Genomic DNA, 13,878 nt, shown 5'->3' with positions numbered 1-13,878 from the left:
GAAAGGCCCGCTCGCACGAGGTTCGGCGCGGTTCGGAACAGCTGCGCACAGTTCTTTTGCGAAGACCCGAAATGCCCGCAGATGACGACGGCAAAGTGAAGCGCGCTTGTGCAAAAAAATCTGCGGCCGCACGCCGAAAAAGACGAGCGCGTACGCCGCGGTCGAACTCGAGCGCGAAGGCAGGAGCGCAACAGCGGTGAGAAAATAGTGCGAAAAACGAGGGAGCGGTGGCAGCGCGACGATGCGCGCGCCAGCGATGCGTCAGGCGCGCTTAACGGCTCGCGAGTGCGTGTGCGGTATCCGCATCGGCGGCAACGGCATTGCCGTCGTCGGTGTTGTCGTTTTGCGCCGTGGCGGTGTCGTTAGACCACACGACATGGCTGTTCACCGCGTAGAGGCGGCACGGGTCCGAACTGTGCTTCTGGCAGTTCGCAACGGCGACAGCCATCGGATTGTCGCCGCCCTCGGCCCACGACCACGCGCCCGAATCGGACACGGCAAAAGCACGGCTCGGGTACTGCTTGAGGAAGTTGCGATAGCCGTCACGGCCCGCCTGATCGAGGAACGGCACCGCGCTCACCGAATCGATCGATGCGTAGCCCGTGGCGCGCGGCGCGGCTTGCGTCGCTACGCGATATTCCACGGCCGTGGGCATACCCTGGTTCGCCAGGAACGCCTCGACCTTGGGCCACCAGACCTGCACGCCGTCGCGGTCGCCCACGAGGCGATGTGCATCGTTCTTGTACGAGCCGAAATCGACGAGTTGCGCGCCCGCGCCCGGCTGCGCCTCGCCCAGCTGCGCGGAACGAAACGCCGCGAACATCCGCGTGACGAGATCGGACGTCCACACCGAATCGTTGTCGCCGTAGAGCCAGAGCGAGGCTACGCGGGCCTTCGCGCCGTAATCGCCGAAGGCTTCGGTCAGGTTGTTCTGCCAGCCGTTGCAAGCGTCCTGGCGCAGGCCGCCCGAGAAGTTGATGAGCGCGCGCACGCCGTGCGCGGCTTCGGTGCCGTAGGCCATGGTCGCGAGACCGCCATGCGAGGTGCCGGCGACGACGATATGGCTCGCGTCCACGTACGGCTGCTTCGCCATGTAGTCGACCGTGGTGGCCACGTCGGCGGCCTGGCCCAGGCCGTTGCTCGCGACATCGCAGCCGTCTTGCTGATAGTCGCCGCCCGAGCCGGCGAAACCCCGGCGGTTCGGCGCGACGACCACGTAGCCGCGGCGCACGAATTCGCGCGCGAACGATGTCGGGTCGCTGCGCGGCTGCATGCGCGGGTCGCCCTGAATCTTGCCGTGATTGAACACCACCATCGGGAACGGGCCAGGACCGTCGGGACGGTAGACCGTGGTTTCGAGCGTAACGCTCGGGTCGCCGGCCACGGGAATGTGAATGACCTGCTGATTCATGTCGGCGCGCACGACGGGCAGATACGTGTCGCCGAATGCGATGCGCGGCACGTTCGCACTGCCGAGCGGGCCGTTGGCGAACGACGCAGCCGCGCCTTGCGAGGCGTCGCGATGCGCGTTCGAATGCGTGGCGGACGGCGTCGACATCAGCGCTGCCTGAGCGCTGGCGGCGGCAGCCGGGTCGGAAAGCGACGCTGCATGAGCAACCGACAGCACACACGCCGTGCCGGCCATCGCCCATCCGGTAAGAAGCTTCCTGAACGCCATGCGCAACACCCGCCTGCGAAAAAACCGCCGTCAATCTGCGTACCGAACCACTGCGCGAACGTCCCCTGCCCAGCGGGCACAACAGCACACGGCGCGCCTGGCCGGGAGGTCTGGCGTGGTCGCAACCGATGCTGCGGGGGAGAACACGGATCGGAACACCTGTGCGGCGCCGATCTGCAAACTTTCAGATCCGCCGCCAGCACCCGTCTTGTGATCGCCGCGAGAAATGTCTTTTCAACACTTGCTTACGTGGCGTGACGAGCACCGTGATTGCATCGTCGCACGACAATTATTTGTTGCGCAATTCAGGGGTAACCCGGCATAAGGCGTGCCAACGAAGGGCCAGTTCCTCGTATACCTTGACGCGCGGCGCATAGCGGCATTTCGTGGCGGTCGTGAGCCGCGGCGAAATAACGATCATTCACACAGTCATATGTCGCCGCTCGCTAACGGCCCCGTTTTTTTCATTATGTGCTTGTTTATAAAGGCGTTGTTTTAGCCGCCACGGCAGCGGCGCAAGGACTGCCTTCAGCCTTCGAGGATGTCGCCGTCGACGTAGCGCCAGCGGCCGTCGCCGCCGCGCGTGAAGCGGCTCAGTTCGTGCAGACGAAAGGCGCGCCCGCCGCTCTTGTGGCGCGCGACGAACTCGACGCGCGCATGCGTCTCGTCGATGGGCTCGTGGCGCTTGACGGCAAGCCCGAGCCAGCGCGGCGCGCCGGGTGCTTCGGGGTCGACGTCGAGATCGGCGGGACACGTCTCGGCGGCCCAGGTCGCGCGCAGGTAGCCGGCTTCGCCAAGCACATAGGCCGTGTAGCGCGAGCGCATCAGTTCGAGCGCCGTGGCGGGCAGCGCGCCGCCGTCGATAAAGCGGCCGCAGCAATCGGCGAAGCGCGGGGGCTTGGCGCCCGATTTCAGGTTGGGGGCGGCGCCGCCGCAAGGACATTCGAGCAGGCGCTTCGCGCGCGTGGATTGAGCAGACATTCAATATCGATCCTTCTCACGCACTTCGTGCGCTTTCAGCAGAACAAAAAACAAGGGCCGCTCGCGCCAGCGCTGCGGCCCCTACGTGCAATGGCTGCGCAATTATTGCGCGGATATTGCGTGGATCGGGCGCTCACCAGTCGAGCTCGGTCCCGTCGTACTGGAAAAAGCGTCCGTTGAAGACCTCGCGTGCCGCCGCGGCTTCCGCCACCACTTCGCGCATGCCGGCGACGCTCGCTGTCACGTCGATGGCCGCCTGCGCGCCGCCCATCTCCGTGCGCACCCACCCCGGATGCAGCGCGATGCAAGTCGCCCGGCGCGTCTCCAGCGACGTGATCTTGATGACGTCGTTCAAGGCCGCCTTGCTCGCGCGATAGAGCCAGCCCGTCGTGCCGGTTGTCTGCGTGATGCTGCCCATGCGGCTCGACAGCACGCCGAGCACGCCGAACGCCGCGTCGACGAGCGGCAGCAGAATCGGGATGAGCTGCATCGGGCCGCGCACGTTGGTGTTCATCACGTACTCGAAGTCTTCGGCGCTGATGGCTTCGACGCCCTCGGTGCGCGGGCCGTAGACGCCGGAAACGATGAGCGCCACGTTGAGCCGCTCGCCCTCGAGCTTCGCGCCGAGCGCGGCAATGTCCTCGGGCCGCGCGATGTCGAGCGCGAACGCCTGCGCGCCCAGCGCGTTGAGCGCCGTGCGCGCCGCCTCGGAGCGCGCCGTGGCCAGCACGCGCCAGCCGGCCTTCGCATACTGGCGCGCGAACTCGAGGCCGAGGCCTCGCGACGCGCCCACAATCAACGCTGTTTTCATGTCGCCGCCTTTTCTGGGTGCCGCGGCTATGCAGCGCCGCGTGCCAGCGATGGGAGGCGCCGCTGCGTGCGGCGCCCGTCACTCGCAAGCCTACATGAGTTCGACGCCCATTGCGGTTGCTTCGCCACCGCCGATGCACAGGGTCGCCACGCCGCGCTTCAGACCGCGCGCGCGCAGCGCGCCGATCAGCGTAACGAGAATGCGCGCGCCCGATGCGCCGATCGGATGGCCCAGCGCGCACGCGCCGCCGTTCACATTGACCTTCTCATGCGGCAGATCGTGCTCCTTCATCGCGGCCATGGTGACCACGGCAAACGCCTCGTTGATCTCGTAGAGATCGACGTCGGCGGCCTTCCAGCCGGTCTTCTCGAAGAGCTTCGCGATCGCGCCCACCGGCGCGGTCGTGAATTTCGCGGGCTGCTGCGCGAAAGTCGAATGGCCCGTCACGCGCGCGAGCGGCGTGACACCGAGGCGCTTCGCCCTGGACTCGCGCATCATCACAAGCGCCGCCGCACCGTCCGAGATCGACGAGGAATTCGCGGCCGTCACCGTGCCGGTCTTGCTGAAGGCGGGCTTGAGCGTCGGGATCTTGTCGAGATTGGCCTTGAACGGCTGTTCGTCGCGCTCGATCATGGTCTCGCCCGCACGCGTGGCCACCTTGACCGGCGCGATCTCCCAGGCGAACGAGCCGTCCTCGTTGGCGCGTTTCGCGCGCTTGAGCGACTCGATCGCAAAGGCGTCCTGGCTCTCGCGCGAAAAAGCGAATTCGCCCGCGCACTCCTCCGCAAACGTCCCCATGAGGCGGCCCTTGTCGTAGGCGTCCTCGAGTCCGTCGAGGAACATGTGATCGAGCACCTGGCCGTGCCCCATGCGCATGCCCGCGCGTGCCTTGGGCAGCAAATACGGCGCGTTCGACATGCTCTCCATGCCGCCCGCGACGATCGCTTCGGCCGAGCCCGCCAGCAGCATGTCGTGCGCGAACATCGCCGCGCGCATGCCCGAGCCGCACATCTTGTTCACCGTGGTCGCGCCCGCCGCGAGCGGCAGGCCCGCGCCAAGCGCCGCCTGCCGTGCGGGCGCCTGGCCCAGGCCGGCAGGCAACACGCAGCCCATCACCACTTCGTCAATCTGCTCGGGCTTCAGGCCCGCGCGCTCGAGCGCGGCCGCAATCGCCGCCGCGCCCAGTTGCGGCGCGCTCAATGCGGCGAAATCGCCCTGAAAGCCCGCCATCGGCGTGCGCGCCGCCGCCACGATCACCACTGGATCCATCTGCGTCTCACTCATGCTCTCTCTCCTTTTTCAATCAATCGACGATGCGAAATTCGAGTCTGTACGTTGTTCGTGCGGCGCGAAGCGCTCGGGATAGCGCGTGCGAAAACGCACCGCCGCGTCATATGGCAGGCAGTCGGGCACCTCGCCCGCCAGCAGGCGCGCCTGGCTCTGCTGCCATAGCGCGGGGTCGAAGAAGTCCGCGTGATGCTCGAGGAAATAGCGCCGCACGCGCGTATCGCCGAGCAGGAACGTGCGGTACGTCTCCGGAAAAATATCGCGCGGACCGACTCCGTACCATGGCTCGCTCGATAGTTCGTCTTCCTCATGAACTGGCGCGGGCACCGCGCGCACGTTGCATTCGGTCAGATACTCGATTTCGTCGTAGTCGTAGAACACCACGCGGCCGTGGCGCGTCACGCCGAAATTCTTGTAGAGCATGTCGCCCGGAAAGATATTCGCGCGCATCAGGTCCTTCACCGCGTTGCCGTATTCGCGGATGCCGTGCTCGACCTCTTCGTCGCTGCCGTTTTGCAGCCAGATGTTGAGCGGCACCATGCGGCGCTCGATGTAGAGGTGGCGAATCACGAGATTGTCGCCCTCGTACTCGATCATCGAAGGCGCAAGCGTTTCGAGTTCGCGCACGAGCGCCTCGGAGAGGCGCGCAACGGGCAGCGCGACGCTGGAATATTCGAGCGTATCGGCCAGACGCCCGAGCCGGTCGTGACGCTTCACGAGCTGATACTTCGCCTCCACCTGCTCACGCGTGGTCTCCTTCGGCGCGGGAAAGCTGTCCTTGATCACCTTGAACACGTACGGAAACGATGGCAGCGTGAACACGATCATCACCATGCCGCGAATGCCGGGTGCGGCGACGAACTGATCGCTCGAATGCGAGAGATGGTGCAGCAGATCGCGATAAAACAGGTTCTTGCCCTGCTTCTGCAGCCCGAGCGACGTGTAGATCTCGCCCTTCGCCTTACGCGGCATGATTGTGCGCAGAAACTCCACGTAGGCGGACGGCACGCCCATATCCACGAGGAAATACGAGTGCGAGAAGCTGAACATGATCAGCAACTGATCGGTACGCAGCAGCACAGTGTCGAGCACGAGCTTGCCGCCTGGCGCATGACGGATCGGCACTACGAACGGCGCGAGCAGATCGCCGTTGATGATGCGCCCGACGATGTACGCCGACTGATTGCGAAAGAACAGCGAAGCGAGCGCGTGAATCTGGAAGTTGGGCTTGGGCTCGACCACGCCGAAGGTGTCGAGCATCGCGCGCATCACGCAGTCCACATCGCGCGCGAGGTCCTCGAACGGCGTTTCGAGCTGAAAATTCGTGACGATGCGCGCGAGCGTGGCCGCCAGCCCGTCCCTGGCCGGATAGTACGCGCGATAGGTGGGCTTGGCCGCGGGCTCGTCGTTCTCGATGTACTCGGTTGAGATCGCGGGCCGCACGAAAATGAAATCGTTGTTGAAATACGAGCGATGCAGGATCTTGCAGCACACCGAGTTGAAGAACGTCTCGGCGCACTCGGGCTGCCGGTGCGTCGTCAGCAGGCCGATATAATGAAGCTTGATCTGCTCCCAGACCTCGTCGTCGATGTTTTCCGCGTCGTACTCGTCTTCAAGCGCCACCACGCACTCGCGCACGCGCTCGTCATAAGAGGCGATGCGCTCGCGCGCGAGTTGCTGCAGGCCGTGCCAGTCGCGCGCCTCGAAGCATTCGCGCGCCCGCACGGCCACCGCGCAGAAGTTGCGGTAATGATGGTCGAAGCCCTCGAGCATCGTCTGCGCAACGTCGAAGCCGATCTGCGATGAAAGCAGTTTCGGGAAATGTCTCATGACGCATTCACCTCGGCTCGGCGGCTTGGTGCAGGAACGGGCAGAAATGGGCAATGACGGGCCAGCGCCGGCTACTGATCGTCGGGCAAGGTGTGCGGCGCGATCCGCTCGCCGGCACCATTCTTCGCGAGCAGCGCACGCGCCTGCGACTCGTACTGCGCGAGGTCTTCGAGCGTGGCGTCGAGGTCGGCGCGCTGGCGCTCCAGTAGCTCGCGGTGGCGCACGACGGTGGCGAGAAACGCCTGGAGCTGCGGCTGCGTATCGGTGGGCGAGTCGTAGAGATCGAGCAGCGCGCGGATCTCGTTGAGCGTGAAGCCGAGGCGCTTGCCGCGCAGCGTGAGCTTCAGCCGCGTGCGGTCGCGCCCCGAAAACACGCGCTTGAGTCCGCTCGCACCTTCGCGGCTCGGCGCGAGCAGGCCCTGATCCTCGTAGAAGCGGATCGCACGCGGCGTCACGTCGAATTCGCGGGCAAGCTCGGTAATCGTGTACTGGGTCATGTAGAAAAAGCGCGCCTCGCGCAAGCCGGGTTCGGGCTCGACCGGGCAGAAGTGCTATCGTTGGAGTCGACGTTTACGTTATCGTCAACTCAAGGGTTGCGCAACAGCCGGTTTGTTCCGCGTATCGGAACACTCTCCCGAACTGCCTGCAGGAATGGCGCAATGCAGCGACAATGAGGCGCCAGCCGCCCACAGTCCACCATAACGACGCGAGACGACTCTCCAATGAACGCCCTCGAACACCAGCTCGACTATCCTTTCGCCGATACCCTGCCCGAGCCCGGCCTCGCCTTCGAAGTCGCGCCCGGCGTGAAATGGCTGCGCATGCCGCTGCCCTTCGTGCTCGATCACATCAACCTCTGGCTGCTGCGCGACGAGATCGATGGCCAGCAAGGCTGGACCGTGGTGGACTGCGGCATCACCGACGATACGATCAAGGCGCGCTGGGAGCAGGTGTTCGAAACCCAGCTCGAAGGCTTGCCGGTGCTGCGCGTGCTCGTCACGCACTGCCATCCGGACCATATCGGCCTTGCGCACTGGATTTGCGCGGGCGGCGAGAAGAAGCGCTGGGACGTGCGCCTGTGGACGACGCTCGGCGAATACATGAGCGCGTGCGTGCTGGCCTCGGGCAACGGCTCGAACGCGGGCGGCGAAGGCGCGGCGCGCCATTTCGAGCGCCACGGCGTGAGCGACGAAGCCTCGCTCGAGCAACTGCGCAACCGCCGCAATTACTACTCCAATCTCGTACCTGCGCTGCCGGGGCAATACCACCGCCTGCGCGAGGCCGACACGGTCACGATCGGCGGCCGTGACTGGCGCGTCGTTACGGGTTACGGCCATTCGCCCGAACATTGCGCGCTGCTGTGCGAATCGCTTGGCGTGCTGATCTCGGGCGACATGGTGCTGCCGCGCATCTCGACCAACGTATCGGTGTTCGACATGGAGCCGGAAGGCAACCCGCTCGGCCTGTACCTCGAATCGCTCGGTCGCTACGAGGCCATGCCCGAAGACACGCTCGTGCTGCCCTCGCACGGCAAGCCGTTTCGCGGCGTGCGCACGCGCATCGGCCAACTGCGCGCGCACCACGACGCGCGGCTCGCCGAAGTCATGGAAGCCTGTGCGCACACGCCAAAAAGCGCCGCCGACATCGTGCCGCTCATGTTCAAGCGCGCGCTCGACATGCATCAGCTGACGTTCGCGATGGGCGAAGCGCTCGCGCATCTGCATCTGCTGTGGTTCGCGGGCAAGCTCAAGCGCACGATCGACGAGAAAGGCGTGGTGCGCTTTTCGGCCTGATTGCGTAAGCAGATAACAAGAAACAAAAGGGGGCGGCTCAATCGAGCCGCCCCCTCTTCTTTGCCGCATCACATCACGCCGCGAAAATCAGTTCCCGCCACCCGTAATCAGGTCGGCGCCCTTGGGCCGCACGAACTTGAACGCCGACGCCGGCAGCGACGGATTCTTCTCGATGTTGGAGAACGTGAGCAGCGTCACGTTGCCGAACACGTCGTGCAGTTCCATCGCTTCAAGGTTGCCGTCACGAAAGCCGATGCCCACGCTCTTGAACTGCGTGTCCTTCGACTTCGGCACCAATTGCAGCCAGTCGATGCCGTTCTTCACACCCGCGTCGGAGAGCGTGAAGTTTTTGTCCAGATCGTTGCTGCCGAACAGGATGGCCGCCGGGCTCGCGCCAAGCGCGCCGCCGAGCTTGCGCTCGGTGACCTGGTTCAGGTCCTTGTCGTAGACATAGAGATTGTCGCCATCGGATTGCAGCAGTTGCTGATACGGCTTCTCATAGGTCCAGATGAACTTGCCGGGACGCGAGAACACGAAGGTGCCGCTCGACGTCTTGGCGTTCGCCGTGGCCGTGGCAATGGCATCGCTCGCGTTCTTCGCGTTGGTGGGCGTCTTGAGCTCGCGCTGCACGAAGTTGCCGCGCGCGGCGTGCACTTGCGAGACGAACTGCTTCAGTTGATCGGTGCCACTCGCCCAGGCGTGCGACGCCATCACGAGCGACGCGCCAAGCGCGACGAAGATTGCGCGGCCCGCGCGGCCCAGCGTCAAACGGGTCTGTTGTCCAACCGGAAACTGCATCTGTCGTTCTCCAAAAACTACCATGCGACCACCCTGAGTGCTCGCGCCGTCATGCGCGCGGACTCAAGGCAGACTCAATCGACCTCGCGCGTGGGCGCGAGAATCTCGCGGTTGCCGCTCGAAGACATCGCCGAAACGAGTCCCGATTGCTCCATCTGTTCGAGCAGGCGCGCCGCGCGGTTGTAGCCGATGCGCAGATGCCGCTGCACGAGCGAGATCGACGCGCGCCGGTTCTTGATGACCACCTCGACGGCCTGATCGTAGAGCGGGTCGGACTCGTCGCCGGTTCCGGAAGCGCTCGCCGAGCCTTCGTCGCCCTCGCCCGCCGTGCCGCCTTCGAGAATGCCTTCGATATAGTTCGGCTCGCCCTGCTCCTTGAGCTTGTCGACGACGCGGTGCACCTCGTCGTCGGCCACGAATGCGCCGTGCACGCGCACAGGCAGCCCCGTGCCGGGCGGCAGATAGAGCATGTCGCCCATGCCGAGCAGCGACTCGGCGCCCATCTGGTCGAGAATCGTGCGCGAGTCGATCTTCGACGACACCTGGAACGCGATGCGCGTCGGCACGTTGGCCTTGATGAGGCCGGTGATCACGTCCACCGAAGGCCGCTGCGTCGCGAGGATCAGGTGAATGCCGGCGGCGCGCGCCTTCTGCGCAATGCGCGCGATCAGCTCTTCGACCTTCTTGCCGACCACCATCATGAGGTCGGCCAGTTCGTCGATCACCACGACGATGTGCGGCAGCTTTTGCAGCGGCTCCGGATCGTCGGGCGTGAGGCTGAACGGATTCGGAATCTTTTCTTCGCGCTTGTTCGCTTCCTCGATCTTGTTGTTGTAGCCCGCGAGATTGCGCACGCCCAGCTTGCTCATGAGCTTGTAGCGGCGCTCCATTTCGGCGACGGTCCAGTTCAGCGCGTTGCCGGCCTGGCGCATGTCGGTCACGACCGGACACAGCAGATGCGGAATGCCCTCGTACACGCTCATTTCGAGCATCTTCGGATCGATGAGGATCATGCGCACCTGCTCGGCGCTCGCCTTGTAAAGCAGCGAGAGGATCATCGCGTTGATGCCCACCGACTTGCCCGAGCCGGTCGTGCCGGCCACGAGCAGGTGCGGCATCTTCGCGAGATCGGCGCAAACCGGCTTGCCGCCGATGTCCTTGCCCAGACCCATGGTGAGCGCCGAAGGCGCGTCCGCATAAACGGCCGAGCCGAGGATTTCGGACAGGCGCACGGTCTGGCGGCGCTGGTTCGGCAACTCGAGCGCCATGTAGTTCTTGCCCGGAATCGTCTCCACCACGCGGATCGAAACGAGCGAAAGCGAGCGCGCGAGGTCCTTCGCGAGGCCCACGATCTGGCTGCCCTTCACGCCGGTGGCGGGCTCGATCTCGTAGCGCGTGACGACCGGGCCCGGATACGCAGCCACCACGGCCACGTCCACGCCGAAGTCCTTGAGCTTCTTCTCGATCAGGCGCGAGGTGAACTCGAGCGTATCGTCGGAGATCGTTTCCTGAGTCTTGGGCGCGGGGTCGAGCAGCGAGATCGGCGGCAAGGTGGAGTCGCCCGGCAGATCGGTGAAGAGCGGCACCTGGCGCTCCTTCTCCACGCGCTCGGAGCGCTGCGGCGTGACCACGGGCGGCACGATCGTGACCGGCTCGTGCTCCTCGATCTTCACGCGGCCGCGCTCGACCTTGCCTTCGCGCTTGACCGCGGCGGCCTCGCCGAGCTTGCGGTCGCGGCCCGCTTCGCGGCGCAGTTGCGCCATCGTCACGGCATTGATGATCGACTCGCCGACCTTTTCGGCCACGCTCAGCCACGAAAAACGGAAATACAGCGACAAACCGATCGCAAGCGCCAGCAACAGCGCGAGCGTGCCGCCCGTAAAGCCCAGCGCGCTGGAGACGCCGCGCGCCACTGCCTCGCCCACCACGCCGCCCGGCGCACGCGGCAACTGCACCTTGAGCGACCACATGCGCAGCGCCTCGATGCCGTCGCAGGCGAGCAGCACGAGCACGAATGCGAAGCCTTCGGCGATCCAGCCGTGGTCGCGCGGTTTCTCGTCGTCGTCCTCGGGGAGCGCTTCGTGGCGCGTGATGCGCTGGTAATTCTTCGAAATGTGGCGCGCGAGCAGCACGACCCACCAATAGGCGGACAGGCCGAACAGCAGCAGCAGGATGTCCGAGGTCCATGCGCCGACGCGCCCTGCCCAGTTCGAGATATGGTCGACCTGAGCGGCGTGGGTCCAGCTCGGGTCGCGGCGGCTGTAGCTGATGAGCGCCATCAGCAGGAACACGCCGAGCGCGACCTGCAGGATCCAGCGGATTTCGGTGAAAAGACGCGACATGCGATTAGGCAATGCCTGCGCCTGCGCGGAAAAAGGAGCTTTGGCCATTGAATCCTGGTGATTCTTGATGCTTGCGCGGTCCGGGCGCACTGCCGGGGGCTCCGGCAGACCGGCGCGGCCGCCGACGTCTGATCCGGCCTATTGTAAACGCGTTGTTTAGACCCCGGCTGCCTCAACGCTGTAAATGAGGGTAACTGGCAACGGCGCCGCCGGCGCCGAACCCAGGCTATCGCGCCGATGAAAAACCTTGATAGCGCGGCGAAAGCTCCCGGCCTTTATAATTGCGGGCTGATGCCCAACTACCTGCGTGTGCCCCGCCGCACTCACCGGCGGCCGCCTGGGGATTCAGCTAACTGCACCAGGCCGCCGGCCCCGGCAACCCGCGCCACGCAGCGCCTTCTACGGAATTCGATCATGTCCGCAACCAAACACGCCAAAGTCCTGATTCTCGGTTCCGGCCCCGCCGGCTACACGGCAGCCGTCTATGCGGCGCGCGCGAACCTTTCGCCGCTGCTCGTCACCGGGCTCGCCCAAGGCGGCCAGCTCATGACCACGACGGATGTGGAAAACTGGCCCGCCGACCCGAACGGCGTGCAGGGCCCGGAACTGATGCAGCGTTTTCTCGAGCATGCCGAGCGCTTCAACACGGAAATCGTGTTCGATCACATTCACACGGCCAAACTCGATGAGAAGCCCATCCGCCTGATCGGCGACTCGGGCGAGTACACCTGCGATTCGCTCATCATTGCGACGGGCGCATCGGCGCAATACCTCGGCCTGCCGAGCGAAGAGCTCTTCATGGGCCGCGGCGTCTCCGCCTGCGCGACCTGCGACGGCTTCTTCTACCGCAACCAGCACGTCGCGGTGATCGGCGGCGGCAACACGGCGGTCGAGGAAGCGCTTTATCTCGCCGGCATCGCGAAGAAGGTCACGGTCATCCACCGCCGCGACAAGTTCCGCGCCGAGCCGATCCTGATCGACCGCCTGCTGGAAAAGGAAAAGGAAGGCGTCGTCGAGATCAAGTGGGATCACGTGCTCGACGAAGTCAAGGGCAACGAGGGCGGCGTGAACGGCCTGCGCATCAAGAACACGAAGACGGGCGAAACCACCGACCTCGATCTCCAGGGTGTGTTCGTCGCGATCGGCCACAAGCCGAACACCGACATCTTCGAAGGCCAGCTGGAGATGAAGAACGGCTACATCATCACGAACGGCGGCCTGAACGGCAACGCCACGGGCACGAGCGTGCCGGGCGTGTTCGCGGCCGGCGACGTGCAGGACCACGTCTATCGCCAGGCCATCACGAGCGCCGGCACGGGCTGCATGGCCGCGCTCGACGCGCAGCGCTATCTGGAAACCGTCAGCGAGATCGGGGCGCACGTGATGAGCGCCGAAGCCGAGCGCTGATCGATCCGCGCGAGCCGTTAAAATAGCGTCGTTAAACCAGACGGCGCACCGAAAGAGGGCCGCGGCCAGCCAGCCGGCGGCCCTTTGCTTTTACAGCGTTTTTTTGCCGTCTTTTTTGCAGCGTTTTTCGCGTGCCGCGCTGAACGCACGCCACTGAGATTCATCCAGCGTCTTTCGCCATGCCCAAGAACGTGCCCCATCCGGGCGAGCCCAAGCGCCCCGCCCCCACGCGCCCTGCCGCGCCAAGCATCGCGCCCGAGCCCGCCCCCGAACCCGGCAAGGCCGCCACGGGCTTCGCCGGCCTCGGCAGCCTGCGCGAAGCGCTCAAAACACAAACGCGCCAGCGCGAGCGTGAACGCGCGGCCGCCCAGGCGGCGCGCGTGGAAGCCGCCGCCGACAGCGACCTGTTCCGCCGCGAAATCGGCCAGATCGCGCCGCTCAAGCAGCCGCCGCGCGCGCAGCCGCGCCGCGAAGCACCCGTGCCGCTGCCACTGCAAACGCGTCTCGACGAGCAGGCGGTCCTGCACGAAGCGATTTCCGACGACTTCGACCCCGAAGCCCTGCTCGATACCGACGACTCGCTCTATTACCACCGTCCCGGCGTGAGCGAGGAAGTCGTCAAGAAGCTGCGGCGCGGTGCGTGGATCGTGCAAGCGCAGCTCGACCTGCACGGCATGCGCCGCGAGGAAGCGCGCGAGTCACTGCAAACCTTCATCCGCGAGGCGGGCAAGCGCGGGCTGCGCTGCGTGCGCGTGATTCACGGCAAGGGGCTCGGCTCCGTGGGCAAGGAGCCCGTGCTCAAGGGCAAGGTGCGTGCGTGGCTCGTGCAGAAGGAAGAAGTGATCGCGTTCTGCCAGGCGCGGCCGCATGACGGCGGCGCCGGTGCGGTGCTCGTGCTGCTGCAGCCGCATACGCACGGGCACGGACAGCATCACTCGCACGCACGCTGAG

The 13,878-nt window shown here is 65.4% G+C and carries 11 protein-coding genes; 3 read left to right on the top strand and 8 right to left on the bottom strand.

All coding sequences use genetic code 11. The features are described from left to right. Positions 1-271 precede the first annotated feature (271 nt). From PWP93_RS01865 to PWP93_RS01840, 6 genes are all read right to left on the bottom strand, one after another. On the bottom strand, positions 272-1,678 hold the full coding sequence (locus tag PWP93_RS01865; RefSeq protein WP_421043249.1) for a dienelactone hydrolase family protein: 1,407 nt from the start codon (positions 1,676-1,678) through the stop codon (positions 272-274). A 528-nt stretch (positions 1,679-2,206) separates the two neighbouring features. After that, positions 2,207-2,659 (bottom strand): YchJ family protein, encoded by a 453-nt coding sequence (locus PWP93_RS01860; protein WP_421043248.1) that lies wholly within the window; start codon positions 2,657-2,659, stop codon positions 2,207-2,209. 133 nt (positions 2,660-2,792) lie between these two features. After that, entirely contained in the window at positions 2,793-3,470 is a 678-nt protein-coding gene (locus PWP93_RS01855) for an SDR family oxidoreductase (protein WP_421043247.1), read from the bottom strand. 90 nt (positions 3,471-3,560) lie between these two features. After that, a complete protein-coding gene (locus tag PWP93_RS01850; protein WP_421043246.1) occupies positions 3,561-4,754 on the bottom strand; it encodes an acetyl-CoA C-acetyltransferase in 1,194 nt (397 codons plus the stop codon). A gap of 15 nt (positions 4,755-4,769) precedes the next feature. Beyond that, complete coding sequence (gene aceK / locus PWP93_RS01845; protein ID WP_421043245.1) at positions 4,770-6,587, bottom strand: bifunctional isocitrate dehydrogenase kinase/phosphatase; 1,818 nt, start codon at positions 6,585-6,587, stop codon at positions 4,770-4,772. Positions 6,588-6,658: 71 nt separating this feature from the next. Next, the gene (locus PWP93_RS01840; RefSeq protein WP_421024516.1) at positions 6,659-7,084 is read right to left on the bottom strand and encodes a MerR family transcriptional regulator; all 426 of its coding nucleotides are present in this window, start codon (positions 7,082-7,084) and stop codon (positions 6,659-6,661) included. A gap of 225 nt (positions 7,085-7,309) precedes the next feature. On the opposite strand from PWP93_RS01840, the gene PWP93_RS01835 reads away from it, so the two are divergent. Continuing rightward, positions 7,310-8,380, top strand: coding sequence for an MBL fold metallo-hydrolase (locus tag PWP93_RS01835; RefSeq protein ID WP_421043244.1), 1,071 nt, complete (start codon positions 7,310-7,312; stop codon positions 8,378-8,380). Between the two features lie 87 nt (positions 8,381-8,467). On the opposite strand, the gene lolA is transcribed toward PWP93_RS01835, so the two are convergent. After that, a complete protein-coding gene (gene lolA, locus PWP93_RS01830; RefSeq protein ID WP_421024518.1) occupies positions 8,468-9,178 on the bottom strand; it encodes an outer membrane lipoprotein chaperone LolA in 711 nt (236 codons plus the stop codon). A gap of 74 nt (positions 9,179-9,252) precedes the next feature. Beyond that, positions 9,253-11,568 (bottom strand): DNA translocase FtsK, encoded by a 2,316-nt coding sequence (locus PWP93_RS01825; RefSeq protein ID WP_421043243.1) that lies wholly within the window; start codon positions 11,566-11,568, stop codon positions 9,253-9,255. Positions 11,569-11,934: 366 nt separating this feature from the next. Between PWP93_RS01825 and trxB the strand changes: the two genes are divergently transcribed. Both trxB and PWP93_RS01815 read left to right on the top strand, forming a co-directional pair. Further along, on the top strand, positions 11,935-12,927 hold the full coding sequence (trxB, locus tag PWP93_RS01820; RefSeq protein ID WP_421024520.1) for a thioredoxin-disulfide reductase: 993 nt from the start codon (positions 11,935-11,937) through the stop codon (positions 12,925-12,927). Positions 12,928-13,106: 179 nt separating this feature from the next. Next, positions 13,107-13,877: a Smr/MutS family protein gene (locus tag PWP93_RS01815; RefSeq protein WP_421043242.1), complete on the top strand. Its 771-nt coding sequence runs from the start codon at positions 13,107-13,109 to the stop codon at positions 13,875-13,877. Position 13,878 lies beyond the last annotated feature (1 nt).

The sequence above is a fragment of the Paraburkholderia sp. A1RI-2L genome, from assembly GCF_048957375.1.
Taxonomy (GTDB): Bacteria; Pseudomonadota; Gammaproteobacteria; order Burkholderiales; family Burkholderiaceae; genus Paraburkholderia.
The sequence above is the reverse complement of the archived record's forward strand: the minus strand, read 5'-3'. Positions and strand labels throughout refer to the sequence as shown.

Bases quoted from the DNA above. Each gene is read 5' to 3' on its own strand.
- lolA (WP_421024518.1), bottom strand. From the start codon at position 9,178: ATGCAGTTTCCGGTTGGACAACAGACCCGTTTGACGCTGGGCCGCGCG.
- PWP93_RS01835 (WP_421043244.1), top strand. From the start codon at position 7,310: ATGAACGCCCTCGAACACCAGCTCGACTATCCTTTCGCCGATACCCTG.
- PWP93_RS01840 (WP_421024516.1), bottom strand. From the start codon at position 7,084: ATGACCCAGTACACGATTACCGAGCTTGCCCGCGAATTCGACGTGACG.
- PWP93_RS01865 (WP_421043249.1), bottom strand. From the start codon at position 1,678: ATGGCGTTCAGGAAGCTTCTTACCGGATGGGCGATGGCCGGCACGGCG.
- PWP93_RS01815 (WP_421043242.1), top strand. From the start codon at position 13,107: ATGCCCAAGAACGTGCCCCATCCGGGCGAGCCCAAGCGCCCCGCCCCC.
- trxB (WP_421024520.1), top strand. From the start codon at position 11,935: ATGTCCGCAACCAAACACGCCAAAGTCCTGATTCTCGGTTCCGGCCCC.
- PWP93_RS01850 (WP_421043246.1), bottom strand. From the start codon at position 4,754: ATGAGTGAGACGCAGATGGATCCAGTGGTGATCGTGGCGGCGGCGCGC.
- PWP93_RS01825 (WP_421043243.1), bottom strand. From the start codon at position 11,568: ATGGCCAAAGCTCCTTTTTCCGCGCAGGCGCAGGCATTGCCTAATCGC.
- PWP93_RS01860 (WP_421043248.1), bottom strand. From the start codon at position 2,659: ATGTCTGCTCAATCCACGCGCGCGAAGCGCCTGCTCGAATGTCCTTGC.
- aceK (WP_421043245.1), bottom strand. From the start codon at position 6,587: ATGAGACATTTCCCGAAACTGCTTTCATCGCAGATCGGCTTCGACGTT.
- PWP93_RS01855 (WP_421043247.1), bottom strand. From the start codon at position 3,470: ATGAAAACAGCGTTGATTGTGGGCGCGTCGCGAGGCCTCGGCCTCGAG.